Genomic DNA, 15,192 nt, shown 5'->3' on the forward strand with positions numbered 1-15,192 from the left:
GCCCTTGAGTTTTTCGCGAGCAAGCTCACTCCTACAGTGACGGCGATGCGGCGTTCCGGTTATTGACCCGGAATGTCTTTGCGCAGTTTCACCGGATCCTGCTGTTTCTTCTTTTTCGCGATGGCGGTACGCATCTTGATGTTCACCGCTTCCACTGCCAGCGAGAACGCCATGGCGAAGTAGACGTAGCCTTTTGGCACGTGCACGTCGAAGGATTCGGCGATCAGCACGGTACCGACGACCAGCAGGAACGACAGCGCGAGCATTTTCAGCGACGGGTGCTTGTCGATGAATTCGCTGATGGTGCCGGCTGCCAGCATCATCACCAGTACTGCAACGATGATCGCGGCGACCATGACCGGAACATGGGAAACCATGCCAACGGCGGTGATGACCGAGTCCAGGGAGAACACGATGTCGATGATGGCGATCTGCACGATGGTGTAGATGAACTTGCCACCCTTGCCGCTCGGTTCTTCGTTGGTTTCGTCTTCACCTTCCAGCGCGTGGTACATCTCCTGGGAGCTTTTCCACAGCAGGAACAGGCCACCGAAGAACAGGATCAGGTCGCGACCGGAAATGCCTTGGCCGAAGACCACGAACAGGTCGGCGGTCAGTTGCATTACCCAGGTGATCGACAGCAGCAGCAGAATGCGCGTGACCATCGCCAGGGCGAGGCCGAAGATCCGGGTGCGCGCCTGCATATGCTTGGGCATGCGGCTGACCAGGATCGAAATCATGATGATGTTATCGATACCCAGGACGATCTCGAGGGCCGTCAAGGTGAAGAAGGCAATCCAGATTTCCGGATTGGTCAGCCATTCCATGTGTATTCCTTTGAGCAAGTGTTAAACCGCGCAAGCTGCAGCGCCGCGCGGTAAGTGTGAGTCGGTACGATTATAGAGTGCTGAACAGCGGAAAAATCCCCATCAGCAATGCGGCGAACATTATGCACAGGCAGACCAGCACTGCCCACTTCAGGGTGAAGCGCTGGTGGTCGCCGAATTCGATACCGGCCAGGGCCACCAGCAGGTAGGTGGACGGTACCAGCGGGCTGAGCAAGTGCACCGGCTGGCCAACGATCGAGGCGCGGGCCATTTCCACGGCGCTGATGCCGTAGTGGCTGGCGGCTTCGGCCAGCACCGGCAGGACGCCGTAGTAGAACGCATCGTTGGACATGAAGAAGGTGAACGGCATGCTCACCAGTGCGGTGATCACTGCCAGGTACGGGCCCATGGCTTCGGGAATGACCGCCAGCAGGCTCTTGGACATGGCGTCGACCATGCCGGTACCCGACAGGATGCCGGTGAAGATACCCGCGGCGAAGATCAGCCCGACCACCGCCAACACGCTGCCGGCGTGGGCCGCGACGCGGTCTTTCTGCTGTTGCAGGCATGGGTAGTTGACGATCATCGCGATACTGAACGCCACCATGAACAGCACGGGCAGCGGCAACAGACCGGCAATCAGTGTGCACATCAGCAGCAGGGTCAGGGCGCCGTTGAACCAGATCAGCTTGGGACGGCGAGCGTCCGGGAATTGCGACACGCTGATCTCGCTGTGGTCGATCTCGTCGCCGGCCAGGTGCAGTTCACCCAGGCGCGCACGCTCGCGCTTGCCGTACATATAGGCGATCACCAGGATGGCGATGACGCCGGCGGCCATGGCGGGGATCATCGGTACGAAGATGTCCGAAGGGTCCACGTGCAGCGCACTGGCGGCGCGGGCGGTCGGGCCGCCCCAGGGGGTCATGTTCATCACGCCGCCGGCGAGGATGATCAGGCCGGCCATGATCCGCGGGCTCATGCCGATGCGCTGGTACAGCGGCAGCATGGCGGCCACGCAGATCATGTAGGTGGTGGCGCCGTCACCGTCGAGGGAAACCACCAGCGCCAGCACGGCGGTGCCGACCGAGACCTTGAGCGGGTCGCCCTTGACCATCTTGAGGATCTTGCGCACGGCCGGGTCGAACAGGCCGGAGTCGATCATCAGGGCAAAATAGAGGATGGCGAACATCAACATCACGCCGGTCGGCGCAAGCTTGGTGATGCCTTCGAGCATCATCGGGCCGATCTTCGGCGCGAAACCGCCGAACAGCGCGAACAGGATGGGCACGATGATCAGGGCGATCAGCGCGGACAGGCGCTTGGTCATGATCAGGAACATGAACGTGATGACCATGGCGAAGCCAAGGAAAGTCAGCATAGGAATACTCCAGGCGTAGCGCGGCTAGGGAAATAGCGAACCGGTTGGGTCAGCGCAGAACGAAAGGCACGAGGCTTACGGGGGGAGTCGGGGCGAACAGGCGGGTACGGGCGGACATCGGGAATCACCATTGTTGTTGTGTACAGCCGGTCTGTTGCCGGCAGTTGGAGGCGATCCTAGACGGGAAAGCTTTCAGCCAGCTTTCGCTGGGAAAACAGGGGATGAAGGGCAGTACGCAGTGTTGAGGTTTATGCAGATCAAAATGTGGGAGGGCAGTGATGCTCTACGGCAGTTCGAGACCGCCGGCGGCTTTGTGCAGCGTGCGCAAATGCTCACCCACCTGCTTGAGGTTGGCTTCGCACGCGGCGATTTCGGCCGCGCGGGATGGTTCCAGCAGCGCCCTCACCTCTTTGTCCAACTCGCCAGTCAGCGATTGCAGCTGTTTCTGGCGCTCGGCGCTTTCCGATTCCAGGCGCTTGGCTTCGGATGGCTGCGGCAGGCCGTAGCCGCCACTGTCGAGCAGTTCCGCCGGGCGGCTGAGGAAGCCGCTGTTGGCGAGAATCTGTTGCAGGGTGGCGTTGGCTTTCTCCATGCCACCGTTTTTCAGCTCGCGGGCGCCTAGGTAGCGTTGTTTGACTTCGTCCTGGGCCAGCATCAACTGCTTTCGAAAGCTCGCCTGTTCCAGCAGCAACAGCGCGGCACTGGTACGCAGGTCGGCCTGGTCAAACCACTGGCGGCGTTCGGCGGCACTCAGGGCCAGCCAGTCTTCGACCTGGGTCTGCTTGATCGGCAAGTGTTTGCGCAGCACGTCGAACATCGCCTGATAGCGTTCGCGGAAGGAGTCGAAGTGATAGCCCAGGCGCAGGGCGTTGCGCTTGTCGTCCAACACACTGGTATCCGCCAGGCCGCGGGCTTGCAGGACTTCCAGCAGGCCGTTGGGGGTGATGTTGTCCAGGCCGGTCAGTTGCGGGTTGGCGCTGCCGCTGCGCAACAGTTTCAGGCTCTCGACCGCGCAGTTGTTGGACAGGAAGTAGTAGTTGCCGTCGTAGCTCCAGTGCATTTCGGCGGCATGCTCGACGGTGTCGTTGATTTCCTGGCGCGTGAGTTTCAGCGGCACCGAGGCCAGGCCGCGCAGTTCGGTCTTGGTGTACTCGTCGATCACCTGCGCGAGTGGCAGCACGAACAGCCGCGATGGGTATTTGCCCACCAGCCCGTCCCAGCTCGACAACTGCACGTCACCGACAAAGGCGCGGTAGGACAACACCAGGTGCTGGTCCAGGTCGAGCCGGCAATCCGGTCCACGGGGGCGGCCAGGCGCACAGATCACCAGGCGCAGCATGCTGTGGCCCCAGCGGCTGACCAGGTTCTGGTTGGCTTCGGCCAGCAGGTAATCGATCTCGTAGACGCGCTCAGGGTCGACATGGCCGAGCGGAGTCTTGGCGAAATCATTGCCGGCATTGAGGAAAGGATAGGACGGGGCGCACGCGTCCTGCTCCGGCGGCGCCCAGCCAAAGTGTTCCTTGTAATAGCGGAACAGCGCGGGGCGTCGGCAGGCATAGCTCGGGTCGAGGAGGAAGTACTCCATGTTGACCGCGACGAATTCAAGCGGGCTGGTGGTTTCGTAGATATCCGGGCTGCGCACCACTTGGCGGTTGTGCTGTTCGCGCTCGCCGCGCCGGCCCACGTATTGTGGCCATCCGGCGAGGTCCAGCAGGCGCGGGTCATCGCTGAGGGTGAAGCGACGATCGTTCTGGCCACGGCATTGATCGGGCAGGCCGATGACGCCGGTGATGCTGTTCTGGCGGCTGCAACGCTGGATCAGCGCGCGCTCATCCTTGGGCCACAGGCGCGCACGGTCATAGATGTGGGTCAGTTCATGCAGCACGGTGGCGAGCATTTCCCGGCGCACGGTGCCGTGGGGGCGATGGGTTTTTTGCGTGGCGGCGCTGCCGTCGGTGAGGCTGTCGAGCAGGTTGCTATTGAGGTCCAACTCGGACACCAGCGAAGCCTGGCCGTAGGCGTTTTCCGGCATCTTGTCGGTCCAGCCGACGTCGATGCGGCGATCCAGCTGTTCGATGAAACGCGGTGGCAGTGCGCGCATCGCGTCATCGAGCAATGCCTGGCTGGCCTGCTGTTGCGCCGCGCTCAGGCCTTCAGTCTTGAGTCGCAGTTGCAGGCTGGCCTGGGCTGCGCTGGCGCACACCAGCACTGCCCCGGCCAGGAGCCAGGCGGCGAGGCGCCTCACAGAGCGAGGATAGCTTCAGCGAGGGTCTGGTCACTGGCGTCGCGGGCTTCCGGTACGCGGGTACGCAGGGTGTCAAAGGCGGCTTCGAGCTGTGCGCCGCGGATCTCGCCTTTGGTGGCGACGAAACTGGCGGCGTCGTCGTGGGCGTCGCGCACGATTTTGGAGTCGCGGATGGACGTGGTGGTGTCCGACGTGAAATCGATGGTGCGGCCGGAGGCGCGAACAATGATGTTACTGGTGGCCACCAGGGTTTGTGCCTGGGCAATGTCGGCCAACAGCAGCAGGCCAAGGGTGGCGGCGATCAGCGGGCTACGCATGGGATGACTCCGAAATACACAGATGGTTATTGGACGAGAATTGCCTGCGCCAGTTCAAGGTCGCTGGCGTTAAGTTTCGGCCGGCTGTGGCGCAGGTAATCCAGCGCAGACTCCAGCCGCGCACCGCGCCATTGGCCATCGGTGGCGATGAACGCTGCGGCGTCATCCTGGGCGGCGATGATCACTTTGCGGTCGAAAGGCGCAGAGGTCACCTTGCTGGTGGCGTACGCGCTCGCGACGGTGCCTTGGGTGGTCAGGTCAAAGGCCGAAGCCAATGGCGACCAGGCAGCGGAAAACAACACAGGGACTATTAACAGGCGGTATGAAAAAGCCATGGGACTCGACAGTTGAAAGCGAGCGCCAAGGCTAGCGCAATGCCCGGGCGAGAGCCAGTGCGGCGGTATCAGGGAGCGGCGGGCGCTCCCTTTGCGCGTTGTTTCAGATCGCCAGGATCGCCTGGGCCAGTTGTGCATCGGTAGCGGCATTGAGTTGCGGCGCTTGTTGACGGATCTGGGCCAGGGCGCTCTCCAGTTTCACGCCACGGATGGCACCTTCGCTGGCGACGAAGCTCGCAGCATCGTCACGGGCGGCGCGCACGACCTTGTTGTCACGCAGGGACGAGGTGGCATCGGACGTGGCGTCGGAAGTGGCTTTCAGCGCGCCGACCAGGGAATCGGTGGTCACGATGAAGCTGGTGGCGTGGGCGTTGGCAGCCAGGGTCAGCAGGGCAGCAGCGCTCAACAGGCGAAGACGGGACATGGAATGACTCCTTCAAGGGGAAACACAGGGTTCAGAGACGAGTATTGATCATCAGGCGCTCTGGTGATGAGCGGATAGTAAGCCGCTGTGACAACGGGCGGTATCTGATTTAAAAGTGTTACGGTTATTTTATGAATTACATGAACTGTACTGATTGGCGGTTTTAACCGTCCCACAGAAACAACAAAGCCCGCCTCCGGTCTCCCGGGGCGGGCTTTGTTTTGACAAATCTGGTTGCTGGCAGTGGACCCGGCAGGTCAGGGCCAGCGAGCGCTAAGTTAGCGCCAGAACGGCTTGCTCAGCTCTTCGTAGCGTTGAGCTTCGCTGATACCAGCGTCAGCCAGCAGACGCGAATCCAGGCGAGCCAGTTGGTGGCGGCTGGAGATGCGGCGCTGCCACAACATCAGGTTAGCCAGAACGCGCAAAGGCAGAGCGGCTTCGGTGTTTACAGCTTTTTCAGAGAACAGATCGGAACTGAGTGTACGTTCCATGATGACATCCTTCCGCTTGTGGCGGGATTAGGTAGTGGTTTAACTGATGCCAATGATCCTCTCTCAGCGCAAGACTCTCTAGATACAGTTCACCTGTATTGTGAGGGGCCAGTTAACTGTTTAAGGGTGCTGTACTGTCCGTAATTGGGGCAACTGTACCTGTCCGCACTAAAAGAGTGCGAAATGAGCAGTTTCGACTAGTGGGGTAGGATATTTCGGTAGGAATCGACCGGTACAGCAGTACAGTTTTTCTCAGATTCAGGGGTGGAACCGTCGAGCTGATGAAACTGTGTTTGCATCAGCCCGAACCTGTACCCATCAAGCCTTGAGCATATGCCCGGTTTCTTCCAAGTTGATGTGCCAACTCAGTGCTTCACGCAGGATGTGCGGCGTGTGCCCGCCGACGGCGCAGGCGGCATCGAAGTAACGGTTCAGCGCATCGCGGTACGCCGGGTGTACACAGTTGTCGATGATCACGCGTGCCCGTTCCCGTGGCGCCAGGCCACGAAGGTCGGCCAGCCCCACTTCGGTTACCAGGATGTCGACGTCATGCTCGGTATGGTCAACGTGGCTGACCATCGGCACCACGCTGGAAATCGCACCGGCCTTGGCAATCGATTTGGTGACGAAGATCGCCAAGTGCGCGTTGCGCGCGAAGTCGCCGGAGCCGCCGATGCCGTTCATCATCCGTGTACCGCAGACGTGGGTGGAGTTGACGTTACCGTAGATGTCGAACTCCAGCGCTGTGTTGATACCGATGATGCCCAGGCGCCGCACCACTTCCGGGTGGTTGGAGATTTCCTGTGGGCGCAGCACCAGTTTGTCTTTGTAGTGCTCCAGGTTGCCGAACACGTCGGCATTGCGCCGCTCCGACAAGGTGATCGAACTGCCCGAGGCGAAGCTCAGCTTGCCAGCGTCGATCAAGTCGAAGGTGGAGTCCTGCAACACTTCCGAATACATGGTCAGGTCTTCGAAAGGCGACTCGATCAAGCCGCACATCACCGCGTTGGCGATGTTGCCGATGCCGGCCTGCAACGGGCCGAGCTTGTTGGTCATGCGCCCGGCGTCGACTTCCTGCTTGAGGAAGTTGATCAGGTGATTGGCGATGCCTTGGGTGTCGCTGTCAGGCGGTGTCACGGTGGAGGCGGAATCGGCCTGATGGGTGATCACGATGCCGACGATCTTCTCCGGCGGGATCGGGATCGCGGTGCTGCCGATACGGTCATCGACCTTCACCAATGGGATCGGCGTGCGGGTCGGCCGGTAGGTCGGAATATAGATGTCGTGCAAGCCTTCCAGGTTCGGGTTGTGGGCCATGTTGATCTCGACGATCACTTGCTTGGCGAAAATCGCAAAGCTGGCCGAGTTGCCCACGGAAGTGGTCGGCACGATGTGGCCTTGCTCGGTGATCGCCACCGCCTCAATCACCGCGATGTCCGGCAACTTGAGCTGGTTATTGCGCAACTGCTCAACCGTTTCCGACAGATGCTGGTCGATAAACATCACTTGGCCGGCGTTGATCGCCTTGCGCAGGGTGCTGTCGACCTGGAATGGCATGCGTCGGGACAGCACGCCGGCCTCGGTCAGTTGTTTGTCCAGGTCGTTGCCCAGGCTGGCGCCGGTCATCAGGGTGATTTTCAGTGGCGAGGTCTTGGCCCGTTCGGCCAGGGCGTGGGGGACGGCCTTGGCTTCGCCGGCGCGGGTGAAGCCGCTCATGCCGACGGTCATGCCGTCCTCGATCAGTGCGGCGGCGTCGGCCGCGCTCATGACCTTGTTCAACAACGAAGGCAAGCGGATGCGATCACGGTACATGGATTTTTATCTCAGGCTACGGAAGCAAGGTGCGCAGTTTAGTGATTTCAAAAAAATTCGGCCCGCTACCATGGTCGAATGCCAGGCAGCGATTTAGAGCCTTTGGTCGGGTTTCATGCGGTAATAAAAAACCCCAGCCTACAAGAAGCCGGGGTTTCGAGTATTGCGCTGCAGCAGTGTTACTCGACGGCCTTGACCATGTCTTCGATGACTTTCTTGGCGTCACCAAAGACCATCATGGTCTTGTCGAGGTAGAACAGCTCGTTATCCAGGCCGGCATAACCGCTGGCCATTGAGCGTTTGTTGACGATGATTGTCTTGGCCTTGAACGCTTCGAGGATCGGCATGCCGGCAATCGGCGAGTTCGGGTCGTTCTTGGCGGCCGGGTTGACCACGTCATTGGCGCCCAACACCAGCACCACGTCGGCCTGGCCGAACTCGGAGTTGATGTCTTCCATCTCGAACACCTGGTCGTAAGGCACTTCGGCCTCGGCGAGCAGGACGTTCATGTGGCCTGGCATGCGACCTGCCACCGGGTGGATCGCGTATTTCACGGTCACGCCATGGTGGGTCAGCTTCTCGGTCAGTTCCTTGAGCGCATGCTGCGCGCGCGCCACGGCCAGGCCATAACCCGGGACGATGATAACGGTGTCGGCATTGGTCAGCAGGAAGGTGGCGTCATCGGCCGAGCCGGATTTGACCGGGCGTGCTTCTTTGGAGCCCGCTGCGGCACTGGCATCCGGTGCATTGCCGAAACCGCCGAGCAGTACATTGAAGAAGGAACGGTTCATCGCCTTGCACATGATGTACGACAGGATCGCGCCGCTGGACCCCACCAGGGAGCCGGCGATGATCAGCATCGAGTTGTTCAGCGAAAAACCAATGCCCGCTGCGGCCCAACCCGAATAGCTGTTGAGCATCGACACGACAACGGGCATGTCGGCACCGCCAATCGGGATGATGATCAGCACGCCAAGCACGAAGGCCAGGGCCAGCATCAGCGCAAACGCGGTGAGGTTGCCGGTGAACATGAACGCCAGGCCCAGGCCCAGGGTCGCGAGGCCAAGCACCAGGTTGATCTTGTGCTGGCCGCCGAACTGTACCGGCGCGCCCTGGAACAGGCGGAACTTGTACTTGCCCGACAGCTTGCCGAACGCGATCACCGAACCGGAGAACGTGATGGCACCGATGGCTGCACCGAGGAACAATTCCAGGCGGTTACCGGCAGGAATCGAGTCGCCCAGGTGTTTAACGATGCCCAGGGACTGCGGCTCAACCACCGCGGCGATGGCGATGAATACCGCTGCCAGGCCGATCATGCTGTGCATGAACGCCACCAGTTCCGGCATCTTGGTCATTTCAACGCGCTTGGCCATGATCGAGCCGGCGGTGCCGCCGACCAGCAGGCCAACGATGACGTAGCCGATGCCAGCCGTTGCCAGCTCAGCGCCGAGCTTATAGATGAGGCCCACGGTGGTGAGCACCGCCAGCGCCATGCCGAGCATGCCGAACAGGTTGCCGCGACGCGACGTGGTTGGGTGCGACAGGCCCTTGAGGGCCTGGATGAAGCAGATCGACGCGATCAGGTAGAGCGTCGTTACCAGATTCATGCTCATTACTTCGGCGCCTCTTCTTTTACTTTCGGGGCTTTCTTCTTGAACATCTCAAGCATCCTGCGGGTGACCAGGAAGCCGCCGAACACGTTCACGGCTGCCAGCGCCACGGCCAAGGTGCCCATGGTCTTGCCCAATGGGGTCACGGTGAGGGCGGCAGCGAGCATGGCGCCGACGATCACGATCGCGGAAATTGCGTTGGTCACCGCCATCAACGGCGTGTGCAACGCGGGGGTGACGTTCCAGACCACGTGGTAACCGACATAAATCGCCAGCACAAAGATGATCAGGTTGTAGATACCGGGGGAGATAAGCTCTTCCATCGTCTGAATCCCTGCTTAGGCGTTTTTGCGGATGACTTGGCCGTCGCGGCACATCAGGCACGCGGCGACGATGTCGTCTTCGAGGTTGATTTCAAACTGCCCTTCCTTGGTGAAGACCAGCTTCAGGAAGTCCAGCAAATTGCGCGCGTACAGGGCCGAGGCGTCGGCGGCGACAGCGCCGGCGAGGTTGGTCGGGCCACAAATGATCACGCCGTTTTCCACGACGACCTGGTCTGCGACGGTCAGGGGGCAATTGCCACCCTGTGCCGCGGCGAGGTCGATGACCACTGAGCCTGGCTTCATTTGCGCGACGGTGTCGGCGCTGAGCAGGGTCGGCGCCTTGCGGCCCGGGATCAGGGCGGTGGTGATGACGATGTCGGCCTGCTTGGCGCGTTCGTGCACGGCCAGGGCCTGGCGCTGCATCCAACTGGTGGGCATTGGACGGGCATAGCCGCCGACACCGACAGCGCATTCGCGCTCTTCATCGGTTTCATACGGCACGTCGACGAACTTGGCGCCGAGGGATTCGATCTGCTCTTTCACGGCGGGACGCACGTCAGACGCTTCGATCACTGCACCCAGGCGTTTCGCCGTGGCGATGGCCTGCAGGCCAGCAACGCCGGCACCGAGGATCAGTACGCGAGCGGCCTTGACGGTGCCGGCGGCGGTCATCAGCATCGGCATGAAGCGCGGGTAGTGATGAGCGGCAAGCAGCACGGCCTTGTAGCCGGCGATGTTGGCCTGGGACGACAGCACGTCGAGGCTCTGGGCCCGCGAGGTACGCGGCGCAGCTTCGAGGGCGAAGGCGGTGATACCGCGCTCGGCGAGCTTGGCGATGGTTTCGTTGCTGAACGGGTTGAGCATGCCCACCAACACGGTGCCGCTCTTGATCAGCGTAAGTTCGCTGTCGCTGGGGGCCACCACCTTCAGAATCAGCTCGGCACCAAAGGCGTCGTTGGCGCTGCCAATGGTCGCGCCTGCCGCTTCATAGGCACTGTCGACGACGCTGGCATTGATGCCGGCTCCGCTTTGTACAGTGACCTTATGGCCCTGGCCGATCAGCTTCTTGATGGTTTCCGGGGTGGCAGCCACCCGTGTTTCACCGGTCTGGGTTTCGAGAGGAACACCAATGTGCACGTCAAATCTCCTGCATGATCTTTTTGCTTTTGATCTTTTTGTAAAAAGGCCAGTGCACCGCGAGTGGCGCATCTGGGGCGGCCGATCAGCACGATCCCGCTTAAATGACAGCGGGGCGCGGCATTTTGCAGGCGAACTTTACGGCCTTCAAGGGATTATGACGGGTGACGAAAAATTAACTACAAGTCACCCTGTGACTGATTGTCGCAACACTCTGAAATAACCTCTTCAAATACAGGGATTTAAAGGCTTGCAGCTGATTATCACCGGTTTTTGCATTGTCGCTGTGAATGGTCGCGCATTGGCCCGTGATAGTCGCTACAAGCCATGAAAATCATGGCGTTGAGCGTTATTTTCAATCGATAGGTACAGTCTGCTGAAATGCGACATATACGTATATCTGTAGGATCAATATTTATCTGACTACAGGGTCAATATCTATCTTTGGCCTTTAAACGCTGGGGTTGTAGCGCTGCGATTGGTCGATCAGCCAGTCCTTGAACGCATGCAGGGATGCCGATTCGACTTTTCTGTCAGGAATCATCAGGTAATACGCCTTCGAACTCGTCAGTACCCGAGGGCTCGCAATCATCAGCCGCTGCTCCTCCAGCTCGCGTTGAATGAGGAATGGCGGAATCAGCGCAACGCCCATGTCATGCATGGCTGCCTGCGACAGCATCGAGAATAGCTCGTAACGGGGGCCTGTCATGTCGCGGGGGATGTTCAATTGCTGGGCGTTGAACCACTGGCGCCAGGCGTAGGGTCGTGTGGTCTGTTGCAGCAGGGGCAGGTCCGCCATGTCTTCGGGGCTGAACTCTGTACGGCCCGCCAGCAGGCGCGGGCTGCAGACAGGGACAGGGTTTTCTCCCATGAGCCGATGGGACTCGGTACCGGACCAGTCGGCATCGCCGAAGTAGATTGCGGCATCGAATTCGGTATCGGCGAACAGAAAAGGGCGAGTGCGGTTGGTCAGGTTGACGGTGACTTCGGGGTGCTGGCGCTGGAAGTCCTTGAGGCGGGGAATCAGCCATTGGGTGCCAAATGTCGGGACCACGGCCAGTTCGATGACGTTGGTGCCTTGTTGCCCCATCACAGACAGCGTATCGCGCTCTACGGCATCCAGTTGGGTGGCGACGCGACGGCTATAGGAAAGCCCCGCTTCGGTCAGCTTCACCCCGCGTCGCGAGCGTCGAAACAGCTCGACACTTAAAAACTCCTCGAGGCTGGCGATCTGTCGGCAGATAGCCCCCTGGGTGATGGAAAGCTCGTGGGCCGCCTTGGTAAAGCTCTCGTGGCGAGCCGCCGCTTCAAAACTGACCAGGGCTGTGGTGCTGGGAATTTTCCTGCGCATATACGTTGTGCTCACACTTAAGGCGCGGATGTGGCGCTTTTTTACGTTACGAAGTGAGAAATTAGCACAACCCTATGCGGAATCCTCGTTTGCCCTTCATGCCTGCCCGGCCTAGGCTGAATCCACGACTTCTGATTTTTTCCGCGAGGACTTATTCATGGCTGGCAAGGCAAGCTTCAACTGGATCGATCCACTGCTGCTGGATCAACAGCTCACCGAAGAAGAGCGCATGGTGCGTCACAGCGCCGAGCAATTTGCCCAGGACAAGCTGGCACCGCGAGTGCTTGAAGCTTTCCGTCATGAAAAGACCGATCCCGCGATTTTCCGTGAAATGGGTGAAATCGGGCTGTTGGGCGCGACGATCCCCGAGCAGTACGGTGGCAGCGGCTTGAACTACGTCAGCTACGGGCTGATCGCTCGCGAAGTGGAGCGTGTTGATTCCGGCTATCGCTCGATGATGAGTGTGCAGTCGTCCCTGGTCATGGTGCCGATCAATGAGTTCGGGACTGAGGCGCAGAAGCAGAAGTATCTGCCGAAGCTGGCGTCGGGTGAGTGGATTGGCTGTTTTGGCCTGACCGAGCCCAACCATGGTTCTGACCCGGGTGCGATGATTACCCGTGCGCGCAAGGTGGAAGGTGGCTACAGCCTGACGGGCGCGAAGATGTGGATCACCAATAGCCCGATCGCCGATGTGTTCGTGGTGTGGGGCAAGGACGACGCCGGTGATATCCGTGGGTTTGTGCTGGAGAAAGGCTGGAAGGGCCTGAGTGCCCCGGCGATCCACGGCAAGGTCGGCCTGCGGGCATCGATCACCGGCGAAATCGTCATGGACAATGTGTTCGTGCCTGAAGAGAACATTTTTCCTGATGTGCGTGGCTTGAAGGGGCCCTTCACTTGCCTTAACTCGGCGCGTTACGGGATTTCATGGGGGGCCTTGGGGGCTGCTGAGTTCTGCTGGCATACCGCTCGCCAATACACCCTCGATCGGCAGCAGTTCGGACGTCCGCTGGCGGCGACGCAGTTGATCCAGAAGAAGCTGGCGGATATGCAGACCGAGATCAGCTTGGCGCTCCAGGGCTGCCTGCGTCTAGGGCGCATGAAGGATGAGGGGACGGCAGCGGTCGAGATCACGTCGATCATGAAGCGCAACTCGTGTGGCAAGTCCTTGGACATCGCGCGCATGGCGCGGGACATGCTGGGCGGCAACGGTATTTCCGACGAGTTCGGGGTGGCTCGTCATCTGGTCAACCTGGAAGTGGTCAACACGTATGAAGGTACCCACGACGTGCACGCCTTGATTCTGGGGCGTGCGCAGACCGGTCTCCAGGCGTTCTATTAATAGGAGAACGACATGGGTGCGCTTTCTCATCTGCGGGTGCTGGATTTATCGCGAGTGCTGGCAGGGCCCTGGTCCGGGCAGATTCTGGCGGACCTTGGCGCGGAGGTGATCAAAGTCGAGCGTCCGGGCAGCGGTGACGACACACGCGCCTGGGGGCCCCCCTTCTTGAAAGACGCCTATGGTGAGAGCACCAGCGAGGCGGCGTACTACCTGTCGGCCAATCGCAATAAAGAGTCGGTGACCATCGACTTTACGCGGCCGGAGGGTCAGAAGCTGATACGCGACCTGGCGGCCAAGTCCGACATATTGATCGAGAACTTCAAGGTGGGTGGGCTGGCGGCGTATGGGCTGGACTATGAGTCGCTCAAGGAGATCAATCCGGAATTGATCTACTGCTCCATTACGGGGTTCGGCCAGACGGGGCCTTATGCGGCCCGTGCGGGGTACGACTTCATGATTCAGGGGCTGGGCGGGCTCATGAGTCTGACCGGTCGGCCTGAAGGTGATGAGGGGGCTGGGCCCGTGAAGGTCGGTGTGGCGTTGACCGACATCCTTACCGGACTTTACTCGACGGTGGCGATCCTGGCGGCGCTGGCCCATCGTGATCACGACGGGGGTGGTCAGCACATCGACATGGCTCTGCTGGATGTCCAGGTCGCATGCCTGGCCAACCAGGCAATGAATTATCTGACGACGGGCGTGGCGCCAAAGCGTCTGGGCAATGCTCACCCAAACATCGTGCCTTATCAGGATTTTCCAACGGCGGATGGCGACTTCATCCTGACGGTGGGTAATGACGGGCAGTTTCGGAAATTCGCCGAAGTGGCTGGGCAGCCGCAATGGGCGGCTGACCCGCGGTTCTCTACCAATAAGGCAAGAGTGTCAAACCGCTCTGAGCTCATTCCGCTGATTCGTCAGGCGACGGTGTACAAGACGACGGCTGAGTGGGTGTCGCAGCTGGAGCAAGTGGGTGTGCCGTGTGGCCCGATCAATGATCTGGAGCAGGTGTTTGCGGACCCTCAGGTCAAGGCGCGAGGATTGGCAATGGCCCTGCCCCATGCGTTGGCGGGGATGGTGCCTCAGGTTGCCAGCCCGATTCGGCTGTCCAAGACGCCCGTGGAGTACCGAAGCGCGCCTCCTCTATTAGGGGAGCATACGGTGAAGGTGCTCACGAATGTGTTGGGGTTGGGGGTGGCGAATCTGGCTGCTTTGAAGAAGGCGGGCGTTATCTGATTGCCTTCTTCTATATAGAGGGCGGTTTGCGGTGCTCGGCTGGTTGTTTTTTAATCGACTGCAACTGTCTGATAGAAAAACAGAATTAAGGGTTGACGGCAGATTCTGGAGGTCTATAATTCGCCCCACTTCCGGCGCAGTCGAAACGGAAAACTCCTTGGTAAACAATGAGTTATGTAGGTTCGGCAGCAGGTTGCTTCAGTTCATCGAAGTGATCAGGAAGTTGAAAAAGAGGTGTTGACAGCAGCGTGTAACGCTGTAGAATTCGCCTCCCGCTAACGAGTGATCGGAAGCGCAAGTGGTTGAAGTTGTTGAAGAATTCTTCGAAAACTTCTGAAAAATAATCACTTGACAGCAAATGAGGCTG

General features: G+C 60.0%; 15 protein-coding genes. 2 read left to right on the forward strand and 13 right to left on the reverse strand.

Going from position 1 to position 15,192, the window contains the following annotated elements; genetic code table 11:
• Nucleotides 1-59 precede the first annotated feature (59 nt).
• The 12 genes from CQ041_RS05500 to CQ041_RS05555 all read right to left on the reverse strand — a co-directional run bounded on the left by CQ041_RS05500 (nt 60) and on the right by CQ041_RS05555 (nt 12,253).
• Nucleotides 60-827 (reverse strand): TerC family protein, encoded by a 768-nt coding sequence (locus tag CQ041_RS05500; RefSeq protein WP_105521450.1) that lies wholly within the window; start codon nt 825-827, stop codon nt 60-62.
• Nucleotides 828-897: 70 nt separating this feature from the next.
• Nucleotides 898-2,205 carry a CitMHS family transporter gene (locus CQ041_RS05505; protein WP_105521451.1) on the reverse strand — a complete coding sequence of 436 codons (1,308 nt, stop codon included), beginning with the start codon at nt 2,203-2,205 and terminating at the stop codon, nt 898-900.
• Nucleotides 2,206-2,488: 283 nt separating this feature from the next.
• Nucleotides 2,489-4,450: a DUF4105 domain-containing protein gene (locus tag CQ041_RS05510; protein ID WP_105521452.1), complete on the reverse strand. Its 1,962-nt coding sequence runs from the start codon at nt 4,448-4,450 to the stop codon at nt 2,489-2,491.
• Nucleotides 4,447-4,767 (reverse strand): DUF2388 domain-containing protein, encoded by a 321-nt coding sequence (locus tag CQ041_RS05515; RefSeq protein ID WP_105521453.1) that lies wholly within the window; start codon nt 4,765-4,767, stop codon nt 4,447-4,449. The genes CQ041_RS05510 and CQ041_RS05515 overlap by 4 nt, the downstream gene beginning before the upstream one ends.
• Before the next feature lie 26 nt (nt 4,768-4,793).
• Nucleotides 4,794-5,102, reverse strand: a complete 309-nt coding sequence (locus CQ041_RS05520) for a DUF2388 domain-containing protein (RefSeq protein ID WP_105521454.1) — start codon at nt 5,100-5,102, stop codon at nt 4,794-4,796.
• A 103-nt stretch (nt 5,103-5,205) separates the two neighbouring features.
• Nucleotides 5,206-5,526, reverse strand: coding sequence for a DUF2388 domain-containing protein (locus CQ041_RS05525; RefSeq protein ID WP_105521455.1), 321 nt, complete (start codon nt 5,524-5,526; stop codon nt 5,206-5,208).
• 278 nt (nt 5,527-5,804) lie between these two features.
• Nucleotides 5,805-6,017, reverse strand: coding sequence for a DUF1127 domain-containing protein (locus CQ041_RS05530; protein WP_105521456.1), 213 nt, complete (start codon nt 6,015-6,017; stop codon nt 5,805-5,807).
• Between the two features lie 318 nt (nt 6,018-6,335).
• Complete coding sequence (locus tag CQ041_RS05535) at nt 6,336-7,829, reverse strand: acetyl-CoA hydrolase/transferase family protein (RefSeq protein WP_105521457.1); 1,494 nt, start codon at nt 7,827-7,829, stop codon at nt 6,336-6,338.
• Nucleotides 7,830-8,008: 179 nt separating this feature from the next.
• Nucleotides 8,009-9,445 (reverse strand): NAD(P)(+) transhydrogenase (Re/Si-specific) subunit beta, encoded by a 1,437-nt coding sequence (locus CQ041_RS05540; RefSeq protein ID WP_105521458.1) that lies wholly within the window; start codon nt 9,443-9,445, stop codon nt 8,009-8,011.
• On the reverse strand, nt 9,445-9,765 hold the full coding sequence (locus tag CQ041_RS05545) for an NAD(P) transhydrogenase subunit alpha (protein ID WP_003187417.1): 321 nt from the start codon (nt 9,763-9,765) through the stop codon (nt 9,445-9,447). The genes CQ041_RS05540 and CQ041_RS05545 overlap by 1 nt, the downstream gene beginning before the upstream one ends.
• Nucleotides 9,766-9,780: 15 nt before the next feature.
• Complete coding sequence (locus CQ041_RS05550; RefSeq protein WP_105521459.1) at nt 9,781-10,902, reverse strand: Re/Si-specific NAD(P)(+) transhydrogenase subunit alpha; 1,122 nt, start codon at nt 10,900-10,902, stop codon at nt 9,781-9,783.
• Nucleotides 10,903-11,353: 451 nt separating this feature from the next.
• Nucleotides 11,354-12,253, reverse strand: a complete 900-nt coding sequence (locus tag CQ041_RS05555; RefSeq protein WP_163001959.1) for a LysR family transcriptional regulator — start codon at nt 12,251-12,253, stop codon at nt 11,354-11,356.
• Nucleotides 12,254-12,410: 157 nt separating this feature from the next.
• On the opposite strand from CQ041_RS05555, the gene CQ041_RS05560 reads away from it, so the two are divergent.
• Both CQ041_RS05560 and CQ041_RS05565 read left to right on the forward strand, forming a co-directional pair.
• Nucleotides 12,411-13,592 (forward strand): acyl-CoA dehydrogenase, encoded by a 1,182-nt coding sequence (locus CQ041_RS05560; protein ID WP_105521461.1) that lies wholly within the window; start codon nt 12,411-12,413, stop codon nt 13,590-13,592.
• 12 nt (nt 13,593-13,604) lie between these two features.
• Complete coding sequence (locus CQ041_RS05565) at nt 13,605-14,825, forward strand: CaiB/BaiF CoA-transferase family protein (protein WP_105521462.1); 1,221 nt, start codon at nt 13,605-13,607, stop codon at nt 14,823-14,825.
• Between the two features lie 172 nt (nt 14,826-14,997).
• Here CQ041_RS05565 and CQ041_RS26450 read toward each other — a convergent pair.
• Nucleotides 14,998-15,192 (reverse strand): hypothetical protein (locus CQ041_RS26450; RefSeq protein ID WP_218276512.1); only part of this gene is annotated, 195 nt, incomplete at its 5' end.

The sequence above is a fragment of the Pseudomonas sp. MYb60 genome (assembly GCF_002979555.1).
GTDB lineage: Bacteria > Pseudomonadota > Gammaproteobacteria > Pseudomonadales > Pseudomonadaceae > Aquipseudomonas.

What these genes read in the sequence shown, in the direction of transcription:
- CQ041_RS05540 (WP_105521458.1), bottom strand. Translation starts at nt 9,445, where the DNA reads ATGAGCATGAATCTGGTAACGACGCTCTACCTGATCGCGTCGATCTGC.
- CQ041_RS05505 (WP_105521451.1), bottom strand. Translation starts at nt 2,205, where the DNA reads ATGCTGACTTTCCTTGGCTTCGCCATGGTCATCACGTTCATGTTCCTG.
- CQ041_RS05515 (WP_105521453.1), bottom strand. Translation starts at nt 4,767, where the DNA reads ATGCGTAGCCCGCTGATCGCCGCCACCCTTGGCCTGCTGCTGTTGGCC.
- CQ041_RS05535 (WP_105521457.1), bottom strand. Translation starts at nt 7,829, where the DNA reads ATGTACCGTGATCGCATCCGCTTGCCTTCGTTGTTGAACAAGGTCATG.
- CQ041_RS05555 (WP_163001959.1), bottom strand. Translation starts at nt 12,253, where the DNA reads ATGCGCAGGAAAATTCCCAGCACCACAGCCCTGGTCAGTTTTGAAGCG.
- CQ041_RS05525 (WP_105521455.1), bottom strand. Translation starts at nt 5,526, where the DNA reads ATGTCCCGTCTTCGCCTGTTGAGCGCTGCTGCCCTGCTGACCCTGGCT.
- CQ041_RS05565 (WP_105521462.1), top strand. Translation starts at nt 13,605, where the DNA reads ATGGGTGCGCTTTCTCATCTGCGGGTGCTGGATTTATCGCGAGTGCTG.
- CQ041_RS05530 (WP_105521456.1), bottom strand. Translation starts at nt 6,017, where the DNA reads ATGGAACGTACACTCAGTTCCGATCTGTTCTCTGAAAAAGCTGTAAAC.
- CQ041_RS05500 (WP_105521450.1), bottom strand. Translation starts at nt 827, where the DNA reads ATGGAATGGCTGACCAATCCGGAAATCTGGATTGCCTTCTTCACCTTG.
- CQ041_RS05545 (WP_003187417.1), bottom strand. Translation starts at nt 9,765, where the DNA reads ATGGAAGAGCTTATCTCCCCCGGTATCTACAACCTGATCATCTTTGTG.
- CQ041_RS05560 (WP_105521461.1), top strand. Translation starts at nt 12,411, where the DNA reads ATGGCTGGCAAGGCAAGCTTCAACTGGATCGATCCACTGCTGCTGGAT.
- CQ041_RS05520 (WP_105521454.1), bottom strand. Translation starts at nt 5,102, where the DNA reads ATGGCTTTTTCATACCGCCTGTTAATAGTCCCTGTGTTGTTTTCCGCT.